This is a genomic window from Phycisphaera sp., from assembly GCA_025916675.1.
In the GTDB taxonomy this organism is placed as follows: domain Bacteria; phylum Planctomycetota; class Phycisphaerae; order Phycisphaerales; family UBA1924; genus JAHCJI01.
Genome location: CP098402.1, coordinates 1040675 through 1063870 on the forward strand (window position 1 = coordinate 1040675; position 23196 = coordinate 1063870).

The 23196-nt window shown below is 66.2% G+C and carries 19 protein-coding genes and 1 pseudogene; 10 read left to right on the forward strand and 10 right to left on the reverse strand.

Annotated features, from left to right (window positions below; translation table 11 throughout):
• The first annotated feature begins 25 nt into the window (after positions 1-25).
• From NCW75_04455 to NCW75_04470, 4 genes are all read left to right on the forward strand, one after another.
• The gene (locus tag NCW75_04455; protein ID UYV13538.1) at positions 26-1036 is read left to right on the forward strand and encodes a hypothetical protein; all 1011 of its coding nucleotides are present in this window, start codon (positions 26-28) and stop codon (positions 1034-1036) included.
• Positions 1033-1188: a hypothetical protein gene (locus NCW75_04460; GenBank protein UYV13539.1), complete on the forward strand. Its 156-nt coding sequence runs from the start codon at positions 1033-1035 to the stop codon at positions 1186-1188. Before NCW75_04455 ends, NCW75_04460 begins: the two co-directional genes overlap by 4 nt.
• 742 nt (positions 1189-1930) lie before the next feature.
• Positions 1931-2812, forward strand: coding sequence for an ATP synthase F1 subunit gamma (atpG, locus tag NCW75_04465; GenBank protein ID UYV13540.1), 882 nt, complete (start codon positions 1931-1933; stop codon positions 2810-2812).
• Positions 2813-2859: 47 nt separating this feature from the next.
• Entirely contained in the window at positions 2860-3606 is a 747-nt protein-coding gene (locus NCW75_04470; GenBank protein ID UYV13541.1) for a hypothetical protein, read from the forward strand.
• A 24-nt stretch (positions 3607-3630) separates the two neighbouring features.
• On the opposite strand, the gene NCW75_04475 is transcribed toward NCW75_04470, so the two are convergent.
• The 8 genes from NCW75_04475 to arfB all read right to left on the reverse strand — a co-directional run bounded on the left by NCW75_04475 (position 3631) and on the right by arfB (position 11944).
• Positions 3631-4398, reverse strand: coding sequence for an RsmD family RNA methyltransferase (locus NCW75_04475; GenBank protein ID UYV13542.1), 768 nt, complete (start codon positions 4396-4398; stop codon positions 3631-3633).
• A 37-nt stretch (positions 4399-4435) separates the two neighbouring features.
• Positions 4436-5800: a hemolysin family protein gene (locus NCW75_04480; protein UYV13543.1), complete on the reverse strand. Its 1365-nt coding sequence runs from the start codon at positions 5798-5800 to the stop codon at positions 4436-4438.
• Positions 5797-6384, reverse strand: a complete 588-nt coding sequence (gene ybeY / locus NCW75_04485) for an rRNA maturation RNase YbeY (GenBank protein ID UYV13544.1) — start codon at positions 6382-6384, stop codon at positions 5797-5799. Before ybeY ends, NCW75_04480 begins: the two co-directional genes overlap by 4 nt.
• Positions 6385-6443: 59 nt before the next feature.
• The gene (locus NCW75_04490) at positions 6444-7511 is read right to left on the reverse strand and encodes a hypothetical protein (GenBank protein ID UYV13545.1); all 1068 of its coding nucleotides are present in this window, start codon (positions 7509-7511) and stop codon (positions 6444-6446) included.
• Positions 7512-7632: 121 nt separating this feature from the next.
• A complete protein-coding gene (locus NCW75_04495) occupies positions 7633-9942 on the reverse strand; it encodes an HDOD domain-containing protein (protein UYV13546.1) in 2310 nt (769 codons plus the stop codon).
• Between the two features lie 23 nt (positions 9943-9965).
• Positions 9966-10577: a response regulator gene (locus NCW75_04500; GenBank protein ID UYV13547.1), complete on the reverse strand. Its 612-nt coding sequence runs from the start codon at positions 10575-10577 to the stop codon at positions 9966-9968.
• Between the two features lie 151 nt (positions 10578-10728).
• Positions 10729-11454, reverse strand: coding sequence for a tRNA (adenosine(37)-N6)-threonylcarbamoyltransferase complex dimerization subunit type 1 TsaB (gene tsaB / locus NCW75_04505; protein UYV13548.1), 726 nt, complete (start codon positions 11452-11454; stop codon positions 10729-10731).
• Positions 11455-11467: 13 nt separating this feature from the next.
• Positions 11468-11944, reverse strand: a complete 477-nt coding sequence (arfB, locus tag NCW75_04510) for an aminoacyl-tRNA hydrolase (GenBank protein ID UYV13549.1) — start codon at positions 11942-11944, stop codon at positions 11468-11470.
• Between the two features lie 109 nt (positions 11945-12053).
• Between arfB and NCW75_04515 the strand changes: the two genes are divergently transcribed.
• The 3 genes and pseudogenes from NCW75_04515 to NCW75_04525 all read left to right on the forward strand — a co-directional run bounded on the left by NCW75_04515 (position 12054) and on the right by NCW75_04525 (position 16321).
• Positions 12054-12977, forward strand: a complete 924-nt coding sequence (locus tag NCW75_04515) for a hypothetical protein (GenBank protein ID UYV13550.1) — start codon at positions 12054-12056, stop codon at positions 12975-12977.
• Positions 12978-13033: 56 nt separating this feature from the next.
• Positions 13034-13618: pseudogene (locus tag NCW75_04520) on the forward strand (class I tRNA ligase family protein).
• Positions 13619-13672: 54 nt separating this feature from the next.
• Positions 13673-16321: a leucine--tRNA ligase gene (locus NCW75_04525; GenBank protein ID UYV14225.1), complete on the forward strand. Its 2649-nt coding sequence runs from the start codon at positions 13673-13675 to the stop codon at positions 16319-16321.
• Here the strand turns inward: NCW75_04525 and pheT are convergent, their stop codons facing one another.
• Complete coding sequence (gene pheT, locus NCW75_04530; protein UYV13551.1) at positions 16322-18442, reverse strand: phenylalanine--tRNA ligase subunit beta; 2121 nt, start codon at positions 18440-18442, stop codon at positions 16322-16324.
• A gap of 63 nt (positions 18443-18505) precedes the next feature.
• Between pheT and NCW75_04535 the strand changes: the two genes are divergently transcribed.
• Complete coding sequence (locus tag NCW75_04535) at positions 18506-19069, forward strand: hypothetical protein (GenBank protein ID UYV13552.1); 564 nt, start codon at positions 18506-18508, stop codon at positions 19067-19069.
• A 69-nt stretch (positions 19070-19138) separates the two neighbouring features.
• Here NCW75_04535 and NCW75_04540 read toward each other — a convergent pair whose 3' ends face one another.
• Positions 19139-19786 (reverse strand): hypothetical protein, encoded by a 648-nt coding sequence (locus tag NCW75_04540; GenBank protein ID UYV13553.1) that lies wholly within the window; start codon positions 19784-19786, stop codon positions 19139-19141.
• Positions 19787-20319: 533 nt separating this feature from the next.
• Between NCW75_04540 and NCW75_04545 the strand changes: the two genes are divergently transcribed.
• Positions 20320-21144 carry a hypothetical protein gene (locus tag NCW75_04545; protein ID UYV13554.1) on the forward strand — a complete coding sequence of 275 codons (825 nt, stop codon included), beginning with the start codon at positions 20320-20322 and terminating at the stop codon, positions 21142-21144.
• A 54-nt stretch (positions 21145-21198) separates the two neighbouring features.
• Complete coding sequence (locus NCW75_04550) at positions 21199-23187, forward strand: Hsp70 family protein (protein ID UYV13555.1); 1989 nt, start codon at positions 21199-21201, stop codon at positions 23185-23187.
• The last annotated feature ends 9 nt before the right edge of the window (positions 23188-23196 follow it).

The following is a 23196-nucleotide window of genomic DNA, read 5'->3' on the forward strand; positions in this document are numbered from 1 at the left end:
CTATTGTGCGCGATTCCGGGGCCTGATGCAAGGGCGACGACCTGCTCGTGCTGCGCCCCGCGACCTGCCGCCCGCTCCCGCGATCATCGAGTACGAGCCCGACCCGTACATCCGCCAGTACGCCGTCCAGGAGCCATTCCTGTACGAGGAGGTCGAGAACGCGCAATTATTCGTGTCCATCTCGGACGTTTCGAGCCTGAAACAAGACCGGATCCGGGTCGCGGGGCTCTGGTTCGATGACAGCGACCCAGACCCGCTCGAACACCGTTGGCGTTATACCCAGCACATCGAGAATAACGCGGCCAAGAATTACCCCCTTCTCGACGTCGGCGTCGGCGCCCCATTGGAGTTCCACTACGGCGGAACATATCAAGTTTCGACGCCCGACAGCAGCTTCAATCCAAGGGCACCCGGGGGCTTTATCTCTTCGGCGGTGCTCGCCAAGGACGCCGAGGGTGATGTCCGGCTCTTCGTCACGCACTACGCGCGGCCTGCCGGAATGAGCGGGGCCGAGGACCGGGTCGTCGTGCAGTGGTACGTTATCGATGCGAACCTCGACAACTTCCGCGTGATCCAGAACCCGCCCGTGTGGAATCCGACGATCATCACGGGTGGCCGCATCGAGTCCGATGGTACGGACGATGGCGATTGCTATTATCCGTCCATCGGCGTCACCCGGCAGGGCGTGGCGTACATCGAGTACACGTTCTCGAATGGTGATACGTGGCCCGAGATCCGCCGCGTCAAGCTGACAAGCGACTACTCCGCCGTCGATACCAGCGTGCTCCTGAAAGCGGGACCGATCAATCGGAGTTATGAGGACGGTGTGACAACACCAAGTGGTGATCCGAACGACGCGTGGGCCGACTTCTCCGACATGCAACACGATCCGTTCCTGTGCAAGCTCTGGTCGGTCCATACGCTGGTGCATGAGCTCACCAACGAGCCCGATCCGACCTCGCCGGTCGACATGGACAAGCGCGACATCTGGCTTTTCGAGAACCGCACACGCCCTTCTGCTTCAGTCCCGACATGAACGGCAACAGCATGGTCGAGTCCGGCGATGCCCTGCTGTTCAACAACTACTACGCGACGCAGGACGACCGCGCCGACGCCGACGCGAACGGTGATGTGGACATCAACGACATGGCGATCTTCCTAGACGCCTACACCGCCGGCGTGCCCTAACGAGCGAGCCCGAGAATCCTGCAAGCACCCCCACGGGCCCGCCAACGCGGGCCCGTTTTCATTCCCCCTTCGAGCCCTTCGCGTTCGATCTCTTCTCGCGTGTTGGCCTGCGATCGGTGGCCGCGTGCTTACGCAGCGCGGCTCGGACGGAGGGATCGCCCCCACGGAGTGGGCCCGCGCTGGCGTTTGGACAGAACCCTGCCACGGAGTGGACCAGCCCGCGTTCTCGGCCCATGGATAACCCAAACACCAGGATTCCCAGCGTCGAAGGCCGGTTTTCTCAGAATCCGGACGTTGGGAGATCGATGAAAAACGATCCGAATTGTGTTGGGAACGATTCCCAACACAATTTGGATCGTTCCCAACACATGGGGGATCGCTCCACACACATGGAAAACGGTTCCCGACACATGGGGGATCGTTCCGAGCACATGCGGAACCGCCCCCCTTCGATGAGGAATCGCTGCCACACGTTCTGGAATGGCCGCCACGGCCTGGGGGGCCGCTGGCCTTCGATGGCAGGGGCCGGGCGCTGGCAGGGATGTAGGTGGTGGTCCCCCTCACCCCTCACCCATGCCCCTTGGCCCATGCCCGCCGGGACGGCGAGCCGGGCCCCCAAGGACCCTGCCTGGAAGGCACCCGACCGGAGGCCCGCCCGGCTGGAAGCCCCACGGTCGGGGGCCATGGCGCGAGCGTTTCGTGGCAAAGAACCCCGCCTGGAAGGCACCTATGCTTGCCGCCTATGGCCAAGACCCGTGAAATCAAGAAGCGCATCAAGGCGGTCAAGAACATCCAGCGGATCACCCGCACGATGCAGATGATCGCCACCAGCAAGTTCGCCAAGAGCCAGAGCCGGGCCGAGGCGACCAAGCCGTACACCGAGGGCATCTTCGAGCTGGTCCAGGAGCTGGCCGCCACCGCCGGCAACGTCAACCACCCGCTCATCGAGGGCCCCGAGGGCGGATTCAAGGACGACGCCAAGCCGCTGACCCTGGTCATCACCAGCGACCGCGGCCTGTGCGGCCCCTACAACGGCTCGATCCTGCGCACGGCCATCAAGAAGCTGCGGGCCGACAAGGCTGCCATTGGTGGCCCCGTCGAGGTCGTGGGCAAGAAGGGCGTGGCCTTCATGAAATTCAACGGCGTGCAGGTGACCAAGCACCACACGCAGTTCAGCGACCGCCCCGAGTTCGAGGACGTCCAGGAACTCGCCCAGAACTACATCGAGCTGTTCGAGGCCGGCCGCATCACCGGCGTCAACCTCGTCTACATGCGGTACGAGAGCGTGGCCAAGCAGACCCCCGCGAGCGTGCAGCTGCTGCCCCTCAAGCCGCCCGCCGTCGAGGCGGAAGCCGGCGCGATGACCGCCCAGTACGAGTTCAGCCCCGACGCCGAGGGCCTGCTGGCCGAGCTGCTGCCCGAGACGGTGAAGACCACGCTGTTCCAGGCCTTCAACGACGCCGTGGTGAGCGAGAACATCGCCCGCATGGTGGCGATGAAGTCGGCGACGGACAACGCCGGCAAGATGGGCAAGGCCCTGAAGCGCAAGTTCAACCGTGCGCGCCAGGCCCAGATCACGACCGAACTGACGGAGATCGTGTCGGGTGCCGCGGCGCTGGGGTAGCGAGCAAATTCTCCTGGCTGGAATCGACGAGAGTTCGGAGAAAACTTATGGAAAGCCAACGAGGTCTTAGCGTCTTTGGGGTTGTTGCAAGCATCATCGCGATTGTGGTAGCAATCGTTTCCTTATCAAGGTATACCTTTGGATTAGAGAGTCGTCTCTCTATTTTAGAAAACTGGAAGAATTCGCACAGCTCCCATGTGGAGTTAACGCCGGAACAATTTAGTCAATTTCAAAGAGTGCTTTCGATCGACCATGCCGTAAGTACAGGTAGCGATGAGGCACCCGGAAGCGGTACTCATCTTGCGCACGTGATTCCCATTGGTTCAGTTGTTGCTTGGCCAGGTCCTATTCCACAAGACGAAGAGTGGAAGCTGCGGTGGCAAGTGTGTGATGGATCCACAGTTAAGAATTCCAAGGAACTCTGGTTTGTGCTTCAACCCTATCAAGAGGATGGCTTGACGGAAGAGTCGGAGTTCTTGAAGCTTCCTGATTTCCGAGGGTACTTTCTTCGGGGCCTGGATCAAACGAGGCGTGTAGATCTCGAGCGACGGGTTCTCGGAGAATCCCAGTCAGCCTCGCTGGAGAATCATGTTCATGAACTCGACTTGTCGGCGTGGGAAACGGATGGGCATCATTTTCAACCGATAAGTGGCAAATCAGACAACAGTAAGACTCCACCTGTCATTGCTAGTTTGAAGGTATTTAAAACCAACATGGATGACGAGGACGAGGCCAAGAAAGAAACACGCCCGGCGAACTACGCTGTTCACTGGGTGATGAAGATTGCTCACTAGCGGTTGTTCAATGAATGTTGGAGTTCATCTGGCTACTCTTTGATACCAATGCACCGCCGTCGACCCATACTCGTGCGTCTCCGGCCCGACCGCCCCCTCGATCTCCAGCGGCCCCTCGATGAACTTGGGTTCTTCGTCCTCGATCGCCTCACCCGCCGCAATGGCCTCGAACATCGCCTCGATCTCGTCGATGTCCTGAGTGTCGAGCGAACCGTCGTCGAGGCTCAGTGATACGACTTCCTCACGCGGCTTGCGATGCTTCTTGTATCGCGGTTCCGGCTCGGGTTCTTCGGTCTTTGGCATCTGCAGGAAGGGCCACGGCGTGCGCAGCAGCAGGTAGCCGTCGTCGGTGAGCTTCTGCACGAGCCTGCCCGCCTGCGCCAGCACGCGCTGCCAGCTCTGCGGGTCGCGGGCCAGCGGGTAGGGCGGGTCCATCATGACGATGGTCACCGGGCTCGGGCATCGAGCGAACGCCAGCGGCCCGAGCGCATCGCCCTCGACGATCTCGCTCGCGGCCGTCGCGTCAAGCTTGGCGATGTTGTCCCGGAGGATCTCGCGGATCTTCCGATCACGCTCGACGAACACCGCTCGCGTCGCGCCGCGGCTGATGGCTTCGAGCCCGAACGAGCCCGTGCCGGCGAACACGTCCATGACGGTGGGGCCCTCGACCAGGTGCCCCTGGAGCATGTTGAAGATCGACTCGCGCACCCGATCGGGCAGCGGCCGCGTCGTCTTGGCGTCCGGGGGGCCTGTCAGGATGGTCCGCTTGTATTGCCCGCCGATGATGCGCATGGCCCAGCAAAGCGCCGCGGGCGGCCAGAGTCAAGGCCTAGATGGCACTCTGCCCATCGGTGTTATTCGAGCCCAGCGTTGCAGGCTCGCTGACGAGCTCGAGCCGCACCCGCCGCACGCGCGTCTGCTCGGCGCTGGTCACGATCAAGCGGATGTCGCCCTCAACCCACTCGTCGCCGATGTCCGGGATCCGGCCCAGCCGGGTCGAGACGTAGCCGCCCACGGTGTCGTAGTCGTCTTCTTCGGGCAGCTCAACGTTCAGCGGCCGTAGCGCGTCATTCGCGTCGTCGATGTGCATCTGGGCGTCGATCTCGGCGTTGCGTTTCTCAAGGTCGAGCTTGACCTCGGGCTCGTCCTCGGGCGCGTCCTCGTACTCGTCGTGGATCTCGCCGAAGACCTCCTCGACGATGTCCTCGATGGTCACCAGCCCGGCCGTCCCGCCGTACTCGTCGGCCACCATCGCGATATGCACGCGGCTCTGGATCATCTCACGGAGCAATTCGCGCACCGTCTTGGTCTCTGGGATGAACAGGGCCGTTCGGAGGATGCTCTGCAAATTGAAATGCTCGGCATGCCCGTTGTCGGGCTCGGCCAGCCACTTGAGCAAGTCCTTGGCGTACAGGAAGCCGGTAATCTCGTCGAGGTTCTCGCGGTACACCGGTATGCGGCTGTGGTGGCTGTCGCGCACGTACTGCTTCACCTGGGACAGATCGTCGGTGTAGCTCAGCGCCTCGATCGTGGTGCGCGGTGTCATGATCTCGTCCACGCTCGTCGAGCGGAACTCGACCACCGCCTCGATCATGTCGCGCTCGGTCTCGTCGACGCCTCCGAAGCGCTCGGCCTGCTCGACCGCGCTCAGGATCTCCGCCTCGGCCCGATCTCCCTCGTCGCCATCAGCGCCGGCCAGCCGGCGCACAACCTCATCGAAGAACAGGTACAGCCCGGCGAACGGCTTCAGCGGGATCATCAATCCCCGGATCAGGGGTGCGAAACACCGCAGCGTCGGACCCCAGGCGTGTCGCGCGATTGCCGCTGGCAGGGCCATGTTGGTCAACCAGAGGATCGGGGCGGCGATCGCCACACCCAGCACTAGCGAGACCCAGCTCACGTCGATACCGCCACTGGCGTCGGGCTCGTTCAGCACGATCGCCAGAAGCAGAACCACCGCCACGGGCACCAATAGGCTAAAGGCGATACGCGGCAGCGCGATCGCGCCGGCCGACACGTCGGCCGTGTCCAGGATCGAGCGGATGCGATCCCGCTTGGCATCGTCGGCGATGCTTCGAAGCCAATCCTCACCCGCCACGCGGTGGGCGTGCCGCAGCGTCTGGTGTAGTACGGCGAAAACGCATCCAACGATCGCCGAGACAACAGCAATCCAGAACCACACCATCGCGGTCATGCCGAGGCTCCCCGCGAGTTGGGATCCGGGGAGAAGGTCGCCCCGACGCCAATCGCTTCGAGGAGTTCGTCTTCAAGGGCGTGCATGCGCTGGTACGAATTCTCGTCATAGTCGTCGTGGCCCAGGCAGTGCAGCAGCCCATGCACGACGTAGAGCAGCAACTCACGCTCGACCGAATAGCCGTGCTCGCTCGCCTTGCGGGCGGCTTCATCAACGCACACCAGCAGATCGGCGTCCACGGGTGCCCCGCGAACTGCGGCCCCGTCGGCAAGATCAAAGGTCATCACGTCGGTCGTGTCCGGCTCGCCCAGGTGTTTCTCGTGGGCCTTCGCCATCTCGGTATCGCACACGACCCGGACGCGCAACTCACCCTCAAGATTAAGGTGCTCGCTTGCCCGGCGGGCGTTCTCAACGAGCCACGCCTCGGCCGAGCCATCGATAGCGGCCGAGGCTTCGCGACTGAGGGTGAGATCAACAACCAAACCCCCGGCTTCGCTCGCGCGTTCAGGGGGCTCCTCGGCACTACTCGCCGGCTCGGGTTCGTCGTTGCCCGCAGGAGATTCGTGGTCAAGCTGGACGGTCATGTCCGGGTCGGTCCTCCAATGGACAAGTCTACCGCCGTAAACGGCCCGGCGGAGCCGAATCACGCGGCCATCGGTGGATCCTCGCTCTGCTCTTCGGGCCCGTCCCACTGGTCCATGGGCAGGTGGCGGTGGTGCACCCGGATGATCCGGGCCAACTGCTGGGCCAGGATCTCCCCGATCGCCCCCAGCCGCTTTAGCGTCCGAGCATCAAACGGATCCCGATCATCGCGGAACAACGCCACGGCGGCGAGCATCTCCCCGTCGTGCTCGGCTGCGAAGGTCACCGCCTCGCAGCCGGTCAGCCAGGCCGCGTGGTCGCCCATGAGTTCGTCCAGCGCGTCCTCGCCGCGGTGCAGCCGCATGCTCGGGTCGGCCTCGATGGCCGGGGCAACCGAAGCCGCGACATGGTCCAGCAGCAGGTCGACGCAGTCCTTCGGGCAGTCGTAATTCACGTACGCCCCAAGGGTGAAGTCCTCTCCGGCCGTTGGCAGAAACACCGCCGCGTTGGTCGGGCCGATCTTGTGCAGCACGTATTCGAGGGTGGTCCGCAGCAGGCTCTCGACATCCAGTTCGAGCCGGGCCAGCACGCCGAATTCGGCGCGAACGGTCACTAGATCGACGTCGTTGTCAGCCGTCACATCCGCCTTGGTTGGCACGAGGGCCAGCGGTTGAGGCGTTTCGCCGGCACGCTTGCGGCGGGCCTCACCGGCCATTGCACCGATGCGTTGTGAGATCTCGCGCTTGGTGCGGTCGAGCATGAGCAGGTCGGCCATGCCAAGCCGCATCGCTTCTGCGGCATCCTCGATCGTGGGAGTGAAGCTCGCCAGCACCATCCGAAACTCGCCCTCGAACTCGCGAGCGAGCGAACGCCATCGCATGTTGTCGTCGTCGGCGGCCACGAGCACCAAGTCAGGACGCAACGCAAACAGATCGTCGGCCTCGTCGAACGTCAGCACGGCTGGGGCCGCGCCCAGCGCCGCTTTGGCTTGGCTTGACAGCAGCCGGCCCACGTCGCGCTGGTCGGCGATGACGACCACGCCCCGACCCTCGACCGAGGCCGATGGGCCGGACATACCGGTGGCGGTCGAACGGCGCTTCTTTTTGGGATCGGGTGTGGGGTGGGCCATGAGAAGTGCTCTCCGTGCACTTGGTGAATTCGCTCGGCCCATCCGGGGGCTCGGTCCTCTGCTGGCCCTTCGATCGGCGTGTTTCCAAGGCCAATCCAGTCGTAATTCAACCCACCGGACCTCAGCCAACGGCCTCGGGATGCTGGCTGATCGACAAGTCGCTGGCAGGCATCGAGTTAGCTACTCGCCACACCGGAATCGAAAGCGTTGCCACGGCCCCGATATCCCGGGCGTTGGCCAGCGACAGCGTCCCACCGAGGAGCTCGGCCAGCCGCCGCGCACGGGTCAACCCAAGCCCCGGCTGCCGGCCGGCGGGCTTCTCCGAATAGAACGGATCGAACGCGTGCCGCAGCGCCCGATCACTCAATCCGGGCCCGCGATCGATGACTTCGAAGACCAAGCAATCGTCGAGCGCGTCAACCCGTACGCCCACCGTCACCGGCGAGCCGGTTTCTACGGCATTGCTCACTAGCTCTACCAGGATGCGCGAGACGAGCCCGCCGTCGATCCTGGCCTCATTGGGGGCACCCGAGAGCGCCGTTGCCAGGTCAACACCCGAGCACAGCCGGTCTCGAATTGCTTGTCCTACGCCACGGATCAGAGTCTCGATCCGCACCGTCTCGGCCTCGGGCGTGGGTGGGTCGGCGAACACATGCAACGCCGTGATCAGGTCTGACAGCCGATGCGATGATTCGACGATCGCCCCTGCTGCGCTGCGTGCCGATTCCTCGGCAGCACCATCGAGCAGCAGTTGTGCGCGACCACTGATGACCGTCAGCGGGTTGTTCATCTCGTGGGCCGCGCCTGCGGCCATCTGACCCAGCCGAACCATCGCATCGGATTCGGCCAGCCTGTCTTGTGCGGCACTGAGCGCACGATTCGCCTCGGCGAGCCGTTCACCGAGCCGACGCGCCGAGTCATGCCGGGCCGCCGCGGCCACGGCCGAGGCCCACGCGCCAATGAGCGCTCCGAGATTGTCGTGGGCATCATCGCCGTTGTGCAGCAACGCGACGGCGGGCGCATCATCGATCCGCCCCGGTGTGAGCGGCACGACGCGGACCGACTCGGCACTGCCGAGCTTCTCAGTCACCGTGCTCCCGAGCCAGCCTTCCAGCGGGGTGAGCGAGAGCGGAGCATCCAGGCCGTGGACTATCTCAGCAAGAGCGCGGCTGACACGATCGGTCCCCTCGGGCTCGGTCAGCGTCGCCGCGTTCACGGTCTCTCCACCCGGCGAGAGCCAGCTCAGCCGCCACGGATCGCCCGCGTTCTGCTTCATCAGCACCGCCAGCCGCCCGGCTGAGAATGCCGATGCCGCCGAACGTCCCGCGGCCCCGATCGCGCTCACCAGACCCCGGCCGCTGCCGGGATCTGCGTGGAATGTGGCAACCGCTTTCAGCGTGCCCTCGCACCGCCAGGCTACCTCGGCCTGTTTCTCGAGCCGGCCGTGGGCCCGCCCCAGCCAGGCGTTGGCCTGCGAGATCGAATCCAGCAGCATCACCGGGCTGTGCGGGGTATCGAGCCCAAGGTCCGTACACCGCTGCGACACGACCTCGTGCAGCCCGATGCCGATGTGTTGCATCTTGTCCGCGTTGAGGCCGTACTGCTTGGCCGTTCGTGCAATATCCGGCAGTGGGTCGCACTCTCCGCACCACCCAAGGTGCAGCGCCCGCGCGAGTTTGTGCCCCGCGCTCACGACACCCACGAGCGACTTGTTGCGTAGCTCGGCCATGCCCTCGGGCGGCTGTCCATTGAGCCACATCGAGTCTTGGATCGTCAGCGGCAGGTCCCAGTGCTCGGCCAGCCGCTTGCCCGCGGTATGGTGGTCGATGCCGATGATGCGTTGCGCCGCGGCGGCGGCCGTCAACCCGCGGTCTTCTGCTAACTGCATCACCTTGCCATACGTGCGGGGGAGGACCAGGTCGAGCGCCAGCTTGCCTAAGTCGTGCAACAGCCCCGAGACGAACGCCTCGTCGGGCGATACCCGGAGTTCTTTGTGCGCCCGGGCGATCTCGTCCGCGGCGCACGCGGTGGACACGCAATGCCGCCAGAACGCCTCGTGCCGGAACCCCTCCGCGCCCTCGCGCTCCTCCAATTGTGCCGTGTGCCCGGCCATCGTGTCGTACACGGCAACGCTCAGGATCGCGGCCCGTACGGCCTCGAATCCCAGCATGACGACCGCCCGCTCCACCGTGGTCACGCGATCGCCCAGCCCGTGCTCGGCCCGCTGGCACATCGAGAGCACACGCCCGGTCAGAGCCGGATCGCTCTGGATGATCCGCACGATGTCCTCGAGTTCGGTTTCGGCCGCGCTGCCCATGCGCAAGACACGCTGGGCAACCGGCGACAGCGTTGGCAGGTGGTCGATCTGTTGGAGCACCAACTCGACCTGCTGCGCACGCTGGTCGGGACAGTTGCCGGCTGATGAGCTCATGCCACACCTCCCGCTTGTCGCGATTATCGCTTGGCCGGGCTCAGGTCCAGCAGTCGTGAGATCTCGTCGAGCAATGCGCCGACCGTGAAAGGCTTCTTGAGGAAGGCGTTGCCACCCGCGCGAAGCAATCGATCGATGCGGTCCCGTTCGATCACGCCCGACACGAACAGGATCTTGGTGTCCTGCGTGTTGGGATTCTCGCGCACGCGCTCGCACACCACGTCGCCGTTGAGGTCGGGTAGCATGTAGTCCAGCACGATCAGGTGCGGGCGGAAGCGTTCGGTCAACAGCCCAGCGTCATACCCGTTCGAGGCCGTTTCGATCTCGAAGCGGGTATCGCGGCGCAGCATCTCCTGCAGCAAATCCACGATCTGCGGATCGTCGTCCACGATGAGCACCCGCCGGCGCGATCCCTCCAGCGCGTCGGTGGGAATGTTGTTCTCGCGCATGAAACGCAGCAGTTCGTCTCTTGGAATCCTCCGGAACTTCGAGCCCGGAACGCGGAAGCCCTGCAAACGCCCGTTATCGAAGCAACGGATGATCGTCTGCTGGCTCACGCGACAGACCGAGGCGGCCTCGCCGGTGGTAAAGACCTTTTTATCGGTCCAGTCTGGCTGTTGTTCTTGGGATGCCACAGTAATTCTCCCGACCGCACCTATGACCGGTCGAGTTGCCTATCGACGCACACTTTGCCCAACTTCACAGCAATACGACCCGTGTACGCATGGGATCCCGGCAATCCACATATAAGTCCGATCCGGACGGTCCGAATTACAAGCCCAGAACCTACGAATCGTCGCCTGGAGCCTTGCCATATCGGCGGCGCCACTGCGTCACCGCGTCGGGTTCGCGCGGGTAGATCGGGCGTAACGCTTCGACAGGAACAGCTTCGGCCGCCGATCGGTACGCTAAAAGTCCCTCTGCTGTAAGTTTCATCGGGAAGCACTCAGCGCCTCGTTTCGATGCGACTTCGAGCATCTGCTCGGGCACGTGCCCCTCGTGGATGAGCACGTCGCCCGGTAACAACAGCGCGTCGAAATCTCTTGGACCGATAGAACGGCCTGGTGCGGAAAACTCCAACCGCGTGGTATCGAACCTCGCAACATAGGCCGAATCTAGTTTGCATGCCATCGCCACAACCACCCCGCCACGAATATCGCGAACTTGCAACGCAGTCTCAATCGCAACATTGACCGTGGGCACGGCCAGCACGCTCGCGCCGCTCACCTCGGCCAGCACCGCCGCGGCCACGCACACCAGCCGCGTGGCGGTAAATCCGCCGGGTCCGATCGAAACCAGCACCTCGTCCAGTTCGGAAGGCTTGGCACCTACCTCCTCAAACAGTTCGGCGATCGCCGGGAGCAGGAGGTCATCGTGCCGCCCCTGCTGTCGCAAGGACCGTGTAGCCAGCACAACAGCCTTCCCTGGGGAAGCATCGTCGCCAGTACGCGCCAACAGCACGCCCGGCGAGGGCACGTTCGGGTTAGTTGCTTCAATGGCCAGGGTCAGCACGGGCGAGGGTAGATCACCCCTCGGGGTCGGGCCCGCCGCGACGGCGTTTCCGCTGGCCGGTCCGCCGCTTGGCCTCCAGCCGCCGCTCGTTCGATCGCCGGGACGGCCTCGTCGGGATCCGCCGCTTGGGCTCGACCATCGCCTGGCGGACCAACTCCTTCAGCCGATCGAGAACCTCCTCTTGGTTCCGCCTGGCCGACCGCGTCCGTTCGCACACCATGATCAGAACGCCGTCGGCGGTCATCCGCTCGCCGCCCAGTTCCCGCAGCCGCTTGCGGGCCCGGACGGGCATCCGGATGTCCAGCAGCCCAACCCGGAGTTCCGCCCGGGTGTGCCTCCGGTTGACGTTCTGCCCGCCGGGGCCCGAGGCCGGGCTCTGGCGGAACCGCAAGGCCGACTCGGGCACGCTCGCTCCGGGCGCCAGGACCACCTCGCCGGCGGCGTCGCCGGAGTGGTCGGGCTGGGGTTGGTCCGGTGGTCGGGTGCTCATGGTGTTTCGGCGGCGCTCGACAGGCAAGGCTGCGGGCTGTCCGAGGAGATGGTACCCTGCGGCTTGGGCGATCCGACCCAGAGGCAACCACCAACGCCAAGGAGCCGGCGTGATCTGGCAACTCCGAACCATCATCCTGAGTGCGACCGTGGTGCTCGCTGGACTGCCCGCCCAAGCCCAGCAGCAGCCCCCGCTCCGGTTCGTCCACGGGTCGCTCGCGTTCCAGGATCTCCAAGCCACCCAAACCGAAGAAGGCCCCCAGCAACGCCGCGACCACCGTACCAACTGGCACGTGCAGGTCGAGGTCATGGCCCGCTACACCGCCCCGGCCGGCGAGATCCGCTTGCCCGGCGGCTCGGCACGAGGCTCGCTGGTCGACCTCGAAGACCTCGACGTCAACGGCCCACGACTGATGCCGGGGTTCGATATCAGCCTGCGTAAGGACGAGTGGCGCATCAACGCGATTGGCCTGTTCTACGACATCAATGATCGCGTCGCGACGGCCGAGGAGGACTTCCAACTCGGCCGGGTCTTCATCGCCGATGGCCAGCGGTCGAGCGTCTCGCACACCTACGCCCAGCTCGACTTCCGCCTCGCCCGGACGATCCTCGACACGCCCATCAGCCCGATCACCGACCGCCACGGCCACAAGGTCCGCTTCCGCCTCGACGCCGAGGTGGGTCTACGCATTTATGACTTCGAGTTCGAGGTGGCCAACCTCGACACCGGCGGGGCGACCTTTACCGACGATCGCACCTTCTTCGAGCCCCACGCGGGCTTCAAGGCGGCTTTCAACATCTACGAGGACATCACCGTCGATCTGTACACCAACTTCGGAGCCTGGCCTTTCGACACACAGGCCTTCAGTTGGGACATCGGCGTCGGATTCCAGTGGCGGCCGGTTGACTATTTCGGCGTCCAGATCGGCTATCGCAGCACCATCTTCCGCCTCAATGAGGGCAGCGGCGTGAACGAGTTCGAGTGGGCGGGCTCCTACCAGGGCCTCCACGCGGGCCTCCAGTTCCGCTTCTAATTCGGGCCGCTCACGCCCGTCGCCTCCCTACCATCCCGGCCCGAAAGAGGCCACCCATGACCGAGACCGCGTCCCCTAATCCTGCACCGAGCTCTACCACGCCCGCCCACCGCTACAACGCGGGCCTGGCCAACGCCATCGAGCCCAAGTGGCAGAAGCTCTGGCTCGACGGGGGCGTCCACCATCGCCCCAATCCGGGCGAGCGCGGCTTCGATGCCTCCAAGCCCAAGTACTACGTGCTCGACATGTTCCCCTACCCTTCGGGAGCGGGTCTGCACGTGGGCCACCCCGAGGGCTATACCGCCACCGACATCCTGGGCCGCTACAAGAAGATGGCTGGTCACAACGTCCTGCACGTCATGGGTTGGGACGCCTTTGGATTGCCCGCCGAGCAGCACGCCATCAATACGGGCGAGCACCCCGCCCGATTCACCCGCGGCACGATCGACACGTTCCGCCGCCAGCTCCAACGCTTCGGCTTCGCCTACGACTGGTCGCGCGAGGTCGCGACCATCGACGAAGATTTCTACCGCTGGACGCAGTGGATCTTCCTGAAGCTCTACAACTCGTGGTTCGACCCCTGGCTAAAGAAGGCCCGGCCCATCGCCGAATTACGCAGTGAGTTGGAAAACGGCGACCTGCGCATCGCCGGCGATGGCTCGCTCATGCACGTCGGCCGCACGAGCAAGACGCTCATGGCCATCGGCGGCGAGCCCGGCACCCAGCGCCGCTGGCACGAGCTGAGCCCCCAAGACCAACGCGCCGCCATCGACGACCAGCGCCTGGCCTACGTCGGAGAGCAGACCGTCAACTGGTGCCCCAAGCTGGGCACCGTGCTGGCCAACGAGGAGGTCATCGACGGCCGCAGCGAGCGTGGCAGCCACCCGGTCTACCGCAAGCCACTCAAGCAGTGGATGCTGCGCATCACGTCGTACGCCGACCGCCTGCTCGAAGGCCTCGATACCGTCGATTGGCCCGACGATACCCGCAGCAAGCAGCGCCACTGGATCGGCAAGAGCGAGGGTGCCGAGGTCGACTTCGCTCTCGATATCGACACGGACGATCCCGACATCGACGCCGACCTGCCGCCGGCCATGCGCGTCTTTACAACCAGGCCCGACACTATCTTCGGCGCGACCTTCATGGTCATCGCCCCCGAGCACCCGGTGGTCGATGCCGTGCTCCGCACGCCCCGCCCCGAAACACCAACAGATGAGCTCCGTGCTTACGCCCAGAAGGCCCGTAACACTGCCGACGTTGATCGCCAGGCCGCCAAGGACAAGACCGGCGTCTTCACCGGCCTGCACGCCATCAATCCTGTAACCGGCGACCGCGTCCCGGTCTACGTCGCCGACTACGTCCTGATGGGTTACGGCTACGGCGCGATCATGGCCGTCCCCGCCCACGACGAGCGCGACTTCGCGTTTGCCGAGAAGTTCGGGCTGACCATCCGCGACGTGGTGTACCCGGTAGCTATCTCGGCGATGGCCTATTACGTCACTCACGCCGCTCCGGCCGAAACGGGCGACGCATATTGGCTTTCGACCCTGGCGGACATGCTGGGCTATGTCACCAGCAACGACCTTACCCCAAAGGACTTTGGTCACGCCCTCTCCCATGTGCGCATGAATCGACGGGGCGATCAGCCCGTGCCAATCGAACGCAAGCAACTCGTCGAAGCAAGCCCGGCAGACCTCGCCGATACCGAACGATGGCGCGGGGCCGTGCGGCACCAATGGATGGATACGCTCGAGAGCCTCTTCGGCCAGAGCTTCGACAAGCTGCGTGAGACCTTCGCCAATGGCGGGTACTACGCCAGCCAGGGCCAGCCCTACGACGGCAACGGCTATGCTGCCAACTCCACGGCAACCGTCGAGGGGTCCACGGTCTCACTCGACGGCATGCCCACGGGCAAGGCCAAGGCGACCATCACCAACTGGCTCGACCAGACCGGCATCGGCCGCCGCCGCACGAACTTCAAGCTGCGCGACTGGCTGTTCAGCCGCCAGCGCTACTGGGGCGAGCCCTTCCCCATCGTCTTCACCGAGGACGGCGACCACTACCCCGTCGACGCCGACGCGCTGCCCGTCAAGCTGCCCGACATCGCCGACTACGAGCCCGCCGAGAGCGAGACACCCCAGCCCCTACTGGCCAAGGCGGCCGACTGGGTCCGCACCACCGCGGGTGACGCCGGCTGCTCGGCCCTCGATTCCGACACGATTGTCTATCGCGAGACCAACACCATGCCCGGCTGGGCCGGAAGCTGCTGGTACTACCTGCGCTACGCCGACCCGCACAACGACGACGCGCTGGTGTCCAAGCAAGCCCAGGCCTACTGGTTGGGCGAGCGTGGTGTTGATTTGTACATCGGCGGCTCCGAGCACGCCGTGCTGCACCTGCTCTACGCCCGGTTCTGGCACATGGTGCTGTACGACCTGGGCCACGTCGACTCGCCCGAGCCGTTCCGCAAGCTCTACCACCAGGGCATGATCACGTCCTTCGCGTATCAGCGCAAGGACAAAACCTTGGTGCCCATCGACCAGGTCGAGAACACCGGTACGGAAGACGCACCCAAGCATGTCGAAAGCGCGACTGGTGAATCTGTTGTCCAGATTGTTGCCAAGATGTCCAAGGCTCTCAAGAACGTTGTTAACCCCGACGACATAATCGCTGAGTACGGGGCCGACACGTTTCGCCTGTACGAGATGTACATGGGCCCGCTGGAAGCCAGCAAACCCTGGAACACCCGCGACATCATGGGCCTGCACCGCTTCCTGCAACGCCTGTGGCGTCTGATCATCGACGAAGAAACCGGTCAGCCGCGCATCGCCGATTCGGCTGACACCGAGGTCGACAAGCAGCTCCACCGTACCATCGCCAAGGTCGAGGGCGATATCGAACGCCTGAGCTTCAACACCGCCATCGCCGCGATGATCGAGCTGGTGAACCTCGGCACGAGCAAGGCCGGCACGAGTGGGGGCGTCTTCACCCAGCAGCAGGCCCGCCGCGTCGCCGCCATGCTCGCGCCCTTCGCGCCCCACACCGCCGACGAGCTGCACGAACGCCTGGGCGGCGTCGACCACGCCGGCCAGCAGGTCCAGACGCTCTACAACAGCGTGTGGCCCAAGTACGACGAGAGCCAGCTCGTCGACGACGAGGTCGAGATCGCCGTGCAGTTGCTGGGCAAGGTCAAGGCACGCATCATGGTGCCCGCCGACGCCGACGCGAAGAAGCTCGAGGCCATCGCGCTCGACCACCCGGAGATCAAGCCCCTGCTGGAGGGCAAGACCGTCCGCAAGGTCATCGCCGTCCCAGGCCGGCTCGTGAACATCGTCGCGAACTGACTACGAGCGCACTTCCGCGCTCACCGCGTCACGCAACGCCGCGATCGTCCGCTCCATCTGCGGGTCGACCTCCTCGTGCCGCAGCGTCCGCTCCGCATCGCGGAAGCCCAGCCGGAGCGTGACGCTCTTCTTGCCCTCACCCACCTGCTTGCCGCTGTAGGTGCCCACGAACGCCACGCCCTGCAGGCGTTCAAGCCCGAGCCCCTCGACCGCCTTCTCGATCGTCGCCCACGGTGTCGCGCTCGCCACCACCACCGACAGATCCCGCTCGATCCCCGGGAACGCCGGCAGCGCGCTCACCTTCGGTGTCGGCGGGTACGCTTCGAGCAACGGCTCCAACTCCAACTCCGCGACAATCACTGGCCGCTGAAGATCGAACAACGCCAGCGTCTCGCTCGTCGGCAATCCGAAGTAGCCCAGCTCGACCGAGCCACCCGCACCATCCACGAACACCCGCCCGGCATTGGCCGAGTCCATCGCCGCCGGCAGGTCGCCGCCCGCCTCCACGCGAACCTTGGCCTCGTGCCCAAAGCACAACGCCACCATCGCCTCGATACCCGCCCGCGCGACGCGAACCCCGTGCTGCACGTCCTCGGCCTTCGCCTTGGGCCCCTCGCCCCCGGCATCAACCACCATCGCGATCTTCCGAGATTCCTCGTTCGTCCCCTCGCGCATCGACCAGAACGTGGCCGACACCTCGAACAGCCGGATGCCGCCGTCCTGATGCACCTGCGCATCGCGATTCACCCGCCGGCACGTCAGCAAACTCGGCAGCACGCTGGGCCGCAGCGTCGGCTCGGCCCCGCGTCGATCGTCGTCGACGTTCACCAGCGAAGCATTTTTTGGTAAGAACGGCGTGGCCTTGTCCGGGCTCGTGAAGCTGAAGGTCACGGTCTCGAAGAACCCAAGGGCCGTCAGCGCGCGGGCGATGCCCTCCATCGCTCGCTCCTCGGGCTGGGGCGGCTGCGCCTTGATCGCTAGCCGCCTCGCCAACGGCACCGCGTCGAACCCGCGCAGTCGAGCCACTTCTTCGATCAGATCGGCCTCACGCGTCACATCGTGCGAGCGTTGTGGTGGGGGGGTGCATGCCAACGCGTCGTCCTGCACGCGCACCTCGACGTCCACCGAACGCAGCAGCCGCACGATCTCGTCCGCCGGCGTCTCGATGCCCAGCACCTTCGCGCACCGCTGGGGCCGCAGCGTGATCGCCTTGCCCTCGGGCAGCGGAGCGCCCTCAACGAGCGCCCCCTCGCACAGCGTGCCGCCCGTCAACTCCGCGATCAACCGCGCTGCCACCTCCGCCGCCGGCAGACACGTCCGCGCATCGACCACCCGCTCGAACCGGTGGCTCGCGTCCGTCCGCACCGCGTGCCCCCGGCTGGCCTGCCGCACGCGCTCGGGGTCCCAGGTGGCGACCTCCAGCACGATGTTCGTCGTGCCCTCGTTCACTTGAGAGTTGGCTCCGCCAATCACGCCCGCCAGCGAGGTCGCCTTCGCCCCATCGGCCACCACGATCTCGCCCGACTTCAGCTTCCGAGAGACCCCATCCAGCGTCGCCAGCGGCTCGCCCTCGGACGCCTCGCGGATGACCAGCGTCCGGCCTTCCAGCGTGTCCAGGTCGAACACGTGGCTCGGGTTGCCGTGCTCCAGGTTCAGCCAGTTCGTCACGTCCACCGCGCTGTTGATCGACCGCTGCCCCACGCTCTCGAGCAACTCCCGCAGCCACGCCGGGCTCGGGCCGATGGTCGCCCCCAGGATGACGTGGGCCGTAAAGGTTGGGCACGCCGGCCGATCCCCGCCGCTGCACCGGTTCTCCAGCTTCAGGTGCTCGCCAACCGCCGGCCCCCGGGCGACCTCGCCGATCTCACGCGGCGTCACCACCCGCCCGGTCATCGCCGCGATCTCGCGCGCCAGCCCCAGGTGGCTCAGGCAGTCCCCCCGGTTGCTCGTCACCTCGACGTCCAGCAGCGCGTCGGCCCCCTTGGGCTCGATGCCGTCCAACGGGAAGCCAGCCGCCGTCAGCGCGGCGTCCACCTCCTCGACCGTCAAAGGCGAATCGGCACCCTCACCCCCCATACCTCTGTCGAGAAGGGAGGCGAGCCATGTGAGGCTTGCGTCCATAGGGGCCAAGGGTATGGCCCCAACCCCCACGCCCACCATTCCCCCGCCCGCGTACGCTCCGCCATGCTCCATCGGGCCCTCTTGCTGACCCTTCTCGCCTTTCTCACCGCCTGCGGCTCGGGCCGCCCCCAGCGCACCGTCGAGCCCACGGCCTCCACCGCCGCCCCCGCCGGCCTGAGCGTCCGGGCCGAGGTCTACGTGTGGAGCGCCTCCGCCGCCGCCCGCTTCACCCCCGGCGTCTACCTCCTCGAGCCCGACGGGACGCTCCGCGTCGGGGCGGGGCAGGCCAGGACCGACGGCCAGCCCATGCCCCCGATGCCCGGCTACCCGCCCATCCTCCGCCGCCTGCCGCCCTCGGAGGTCGATCGCCTCTGGCGCCTCATCGGCCCGACCACCCTGGCCGACCCGGGCAACCCCGAGGCCATCCGCCCCACCGAGGACTGGTCGCCCCCCCCCCCACGGACCAACCGCAGCGTCGCCCTCATCGACATCCACGACCACAACGGCGCCCGCCGGTTCGCCGTCTCCCTTACCGGCGCCACGCCCGCCGCCATCGACGCCCGCGCCCTGGTCGAGCGCCTACAGGCGTTGGCGTGGCGGACGCCGCCGCCGGTGGCCGGCCCATAGACAACCGGCAATCGGGGGCCTCCCCCCCGATTGCCGGTTGCCAACTCCCGATTGCCAACGCCCGATCCCCTACGCCGCCGCGACGCCCAGTTGCCCATTTCCCACGCCCAGGCGCACCGTCACGATCGGCCCCTCGGCGACCTTGTCGGTCTGCTGGGCCTTGATCTGGTAGAGCACCTGGTCGGTGCCGAAGGGCAGCGTGCTGTCGGTAAAAACCTTGTCGGTCACGGTGGCGATCGTCGTGAAGCCGCTCTCGCCGGTGAGCTGCCGCGTGACGATGTAGAACGTCCCCTGCGGCCCCTTGCCCTTCCAGCGCAGCTCCAGGCTGCCGCCGGGCTGCAGCGTCGTGCGCACGTCGCCGGGGGCATCGGGCGCGGGCGTCTCGCTCGGGCTGTCCGCCGGGCTGATGCCGCTGAGCACGTACACCTGGGGGTCGTCGCTGCTGGCGGCGAAGGCCTTGATTTGTAAGATAAGATCCCGCGCGCCGTCGATGGCGAGCAGGGCCTTGTCGTAGTAGTCCAGCGTCGCGTTCTTACTCGCCGCGCGCGCCGCGCCAGCGGCCGAGCGTGCGTTGGAGGCCGTATTCGTCGCGCTCGCCACGGCCGCCACGTCGGCGGCCTGCACGCCGATGGCCGCGGCGTTGTCGGTCCAGAGGCTGAGGCGGTCGGTGATCCAGTCCAGTGCGTCCCCCCGGTCGGAGGGCAGATTGCGTCCCATGGTCGGGCTCCTGTTCTGCGTGGGCAACCCGGCCTTGGCCGCACCGCCCCGGTTTTCCATCGGCCGGGCACCCGCCCGACCCAACCGGTTGATCGACGGGCCGCCGGGGCGGCTTTTGTCCAATTCGAATGGTTTCGGAACATTTTTATAAGTTTTGTCCAGGCAGAAACTTACGTTCCTCCAAAAAACCACGCCCGGGCCGCCCCAACCCACGCCCGCCGTCCGAAAACGCGATGCGGGAAGGCTTCCGACCGCGATGGGAGGCGTTCCTGACGCGGTGGGAAGGGTTCCCGACGCGGTGGGAGGGGTTCCCGACGCGGTGGCGGGCCTTGCGGACGCGATGGAAGGGCCGGCCGACGCGATGGGCGGCCCCCCTGACGCGATGGCAGGCCCGCCCGACGCGCTCGGAAGCGTTCCCGACGCGGTGGGACGGGCACCCACGCGGCGGGCGGCCCGAACGTCGGCCCGCGCCCACCAGACCCCCTTGCATTGCCGCCAGGTTTCCGGTATGCTGGCCGCAGGAGGCACCCACCATGCCCACGCCCGCCGCCACGCTCGTTCTGCTCGCCGCCGCCGCCCTCGGCCTCGCTCCCGCCGCCGCGCGGGCCCAGGTGCGGCTGTCGCACAGCGTGGAGGACGTGGTCCACGCGGGCGGTGGTGTCGCGTGCTATTACATTGAAGGCGGCCAGCAGACCACCACCGACAACCGCTGGTCCAAGTCCTTCACGCTGGCCGACTTCGGCGTCGATACGGGCCTGGCCGTCCACACCGTCGAGTTCGGCGTGGAGTTCGTGGCGCTCGAAGCCCTGGACGCGATCGACGTCACCATCAACCTGTACCAGCTCCCCGCGGGCAGCCCGCCGGTCTCGGGCGCCGACCGCATCGGCTCGACGGTCGTGACGTTCCGCCCGCCCGACCTGCCCCGGCTCGAGATCGTCGCGGTGGCCGTGGACGCCACCGTCGAGGCGGGCACGGCGCTGATGGTCGAGGTGTCCGTCCAGGATTTCGCCGTCCTGGCGGGGGGGCTGTTCGGCGACCAGTTCTTCATCGGCGGCAACTTCCTGGGCATCACCGGTCGCAGCTATATTGCCACCGATGGGTGCGGCTTCCCCGAGCCGATCTATGCCGATTGTGGTTTTGTTGGCGAGTGCAACTGGGTCATCGTGGCCGAGGGCCGGCGGCTGGAGGCCTGCCCGGCCAATCTCGACGGCGACGGCACGCTCACGCTCTTCGACTTCCTCGCCTTCCAGAATCGCTTTGACGCGATGGATCCCATCGCCGACTTCGACGGTGACGGCGACTTCACACTCTTCGATTTCCTCGCCTTCCAGGACGCCTTCGACGCGGGCTGCGAGTAGAGGACGTTCCCGGCCCGGCCCCAAGGAGCGTGAGCCAACCCCTAACCTCTCCCAATGCCCCAGCACGACTCGAACACTCCCGACACCATCTCTCCGGTCATCGGCATCGACCTGGGCACAACGAATTCCCTGGCCGCCTACGCCGGCGACGCGGGCCCGCGCATCCTGGGCGACAACGCCCAGGGCTCGGGGCTGGTCCCCAGCGTCGTCCGCTACGAGCCCCGGCCCGATGGCACGCTGGCCACCATCGTCGGCCTGGACGCCCGCGAGCGGGCCGTCGAGTTCCCGCTGACCACGATCGCCAGCGTCAAGCGGCTGATGGGCCGCGGCCTGGCCGACGCGGCGGGCGATGCGCCGTACCTGCCCTACAGCATCGTCCAGGGCCCGCGCGACATGGCCGCCGTCGCCATCCCGACCCCCGATGGCTCGGCGACGTTGCTCACCCCCCAGGAAGTCTCCGCCCAGATCCTGAGAGCCATCAAGGACAAGGCCGAGCAGGCCCTCGGCACGCCCGTCCACAAGGCCGTCGTCACCGTCCCCGCCTACTTCGACGACGCCCAGCGCCAGGCCACCCGCGACGCCGGCCGCCTCGCGGGGCTCCAGGTCGTCCGTATCGTCAGCGAGCCAACGGCGGCCGCCCTCGCCTACGGCCTGGGCTCTGCCCAACGCGCCAAGGCCGAGCCCACGACCGTGGCCGTCTACGACCTGGGCGGGGGCACCTTCGACATCTCGATCTTGAGGATCACGCCCGGCCCAAACCCGGAAACACCCGCCATCTTCCAGGTCCTGGCCACCGACGGGGACACCCGCCTCGGTGGAGACGACGCCGACCACGCCCTCGTCGCGATGTTCCTGACCGAGGCGAACGAGCGGTTCAATCTCGGCCTGCCCGACCAACTCGCCGACGCCCTTGGTACGCTCCCGCCCCAAACCCGCCGCGCCCTGCTCACCTTCGCTCAGAACGTCAAACACCGCCTCAGCGACGAGCCCACAGCCGCCATCTCCATCGACCTGGGCGAGGGCCGCACCTACGACCGCACGATCACGCGCGAAGAGTTCGAGGCCCTGGTAAAACCCTGGATCGACCGCTCCATCGCCGCCTGCGATCGCGCCAAACGCGCCGCCGCCAAGCAGCCCGGCGGCGACGCCATCGACGCCGTCGTCCTCGTCGGCGGCTCTACCCGCGTGCCCGCCGTGCGCCACGCCGTTGCTGAGTTCTTCAATCTCGACCCCTACACCGCCCTCGACCCCGATCGTGTTGTTGCTCTCGGTGCTGCCGTCCAGGCGTCCACCCTCGCCGGCCGCAGCCGCAACAGCCTGCTGCTCGACGCTATCCCGTTGAGCCTGGGCATCGAAACGGTGGGCGGCGCGGTCGCCAAGCTCGTCGTCGCCGGCGCCACCGTCCCCGCGCGCGCCAAGGAGACCTTCTCCACCAGCGTCGACAACCAGACCGCCATCGAACTCAAGGTCCTCCAGGGCGAGCGCGAGATGGCCGAGGACTGCCGCGAGCTGGGCACCTTCCACCTGCGCGGCATCCCGCCGATGCCCGCGGGAGTGCCGCAACTGGAAGTCGAGTTCCTCGTCGACGCCAACGGCGTGCTGAACGTCTCGGCCGTCGAGAAACGCTCGGGCCAGACGGCCACACTCCAGGTCATCCCCAACCACGGCCTGACCAAGGACGAGGTCGACGCCATCGAGGCATCCGCCATCGAGCACGCCCGCGACGACATGACCCGCCACCGCATCGTGGACCTCGTCGCCCACGCCAGCCTCGACACCAAGTGGATTACCGAAGCCATGGACCGCGTGGCCGACCAACTCCCAGCCGACCTGCGCGACCAGATCCGCACCTCGGTCGAAACGGTCCGGGACATGGCCACCAAGGCAAAGGAAGACTGGCGATCGGTCGACCCCGAGGCCTTCGCCAAAGCCAAGCAGGCGATGGACGAGGCCAGCGTCCCCCTGCACGAGGCGGCCATCTCCGCATCCCTCAAAGGCATGCCAAGCCAGACAACCGGACCACGACCCGGCACGCCTTCCTGACGGACGCCC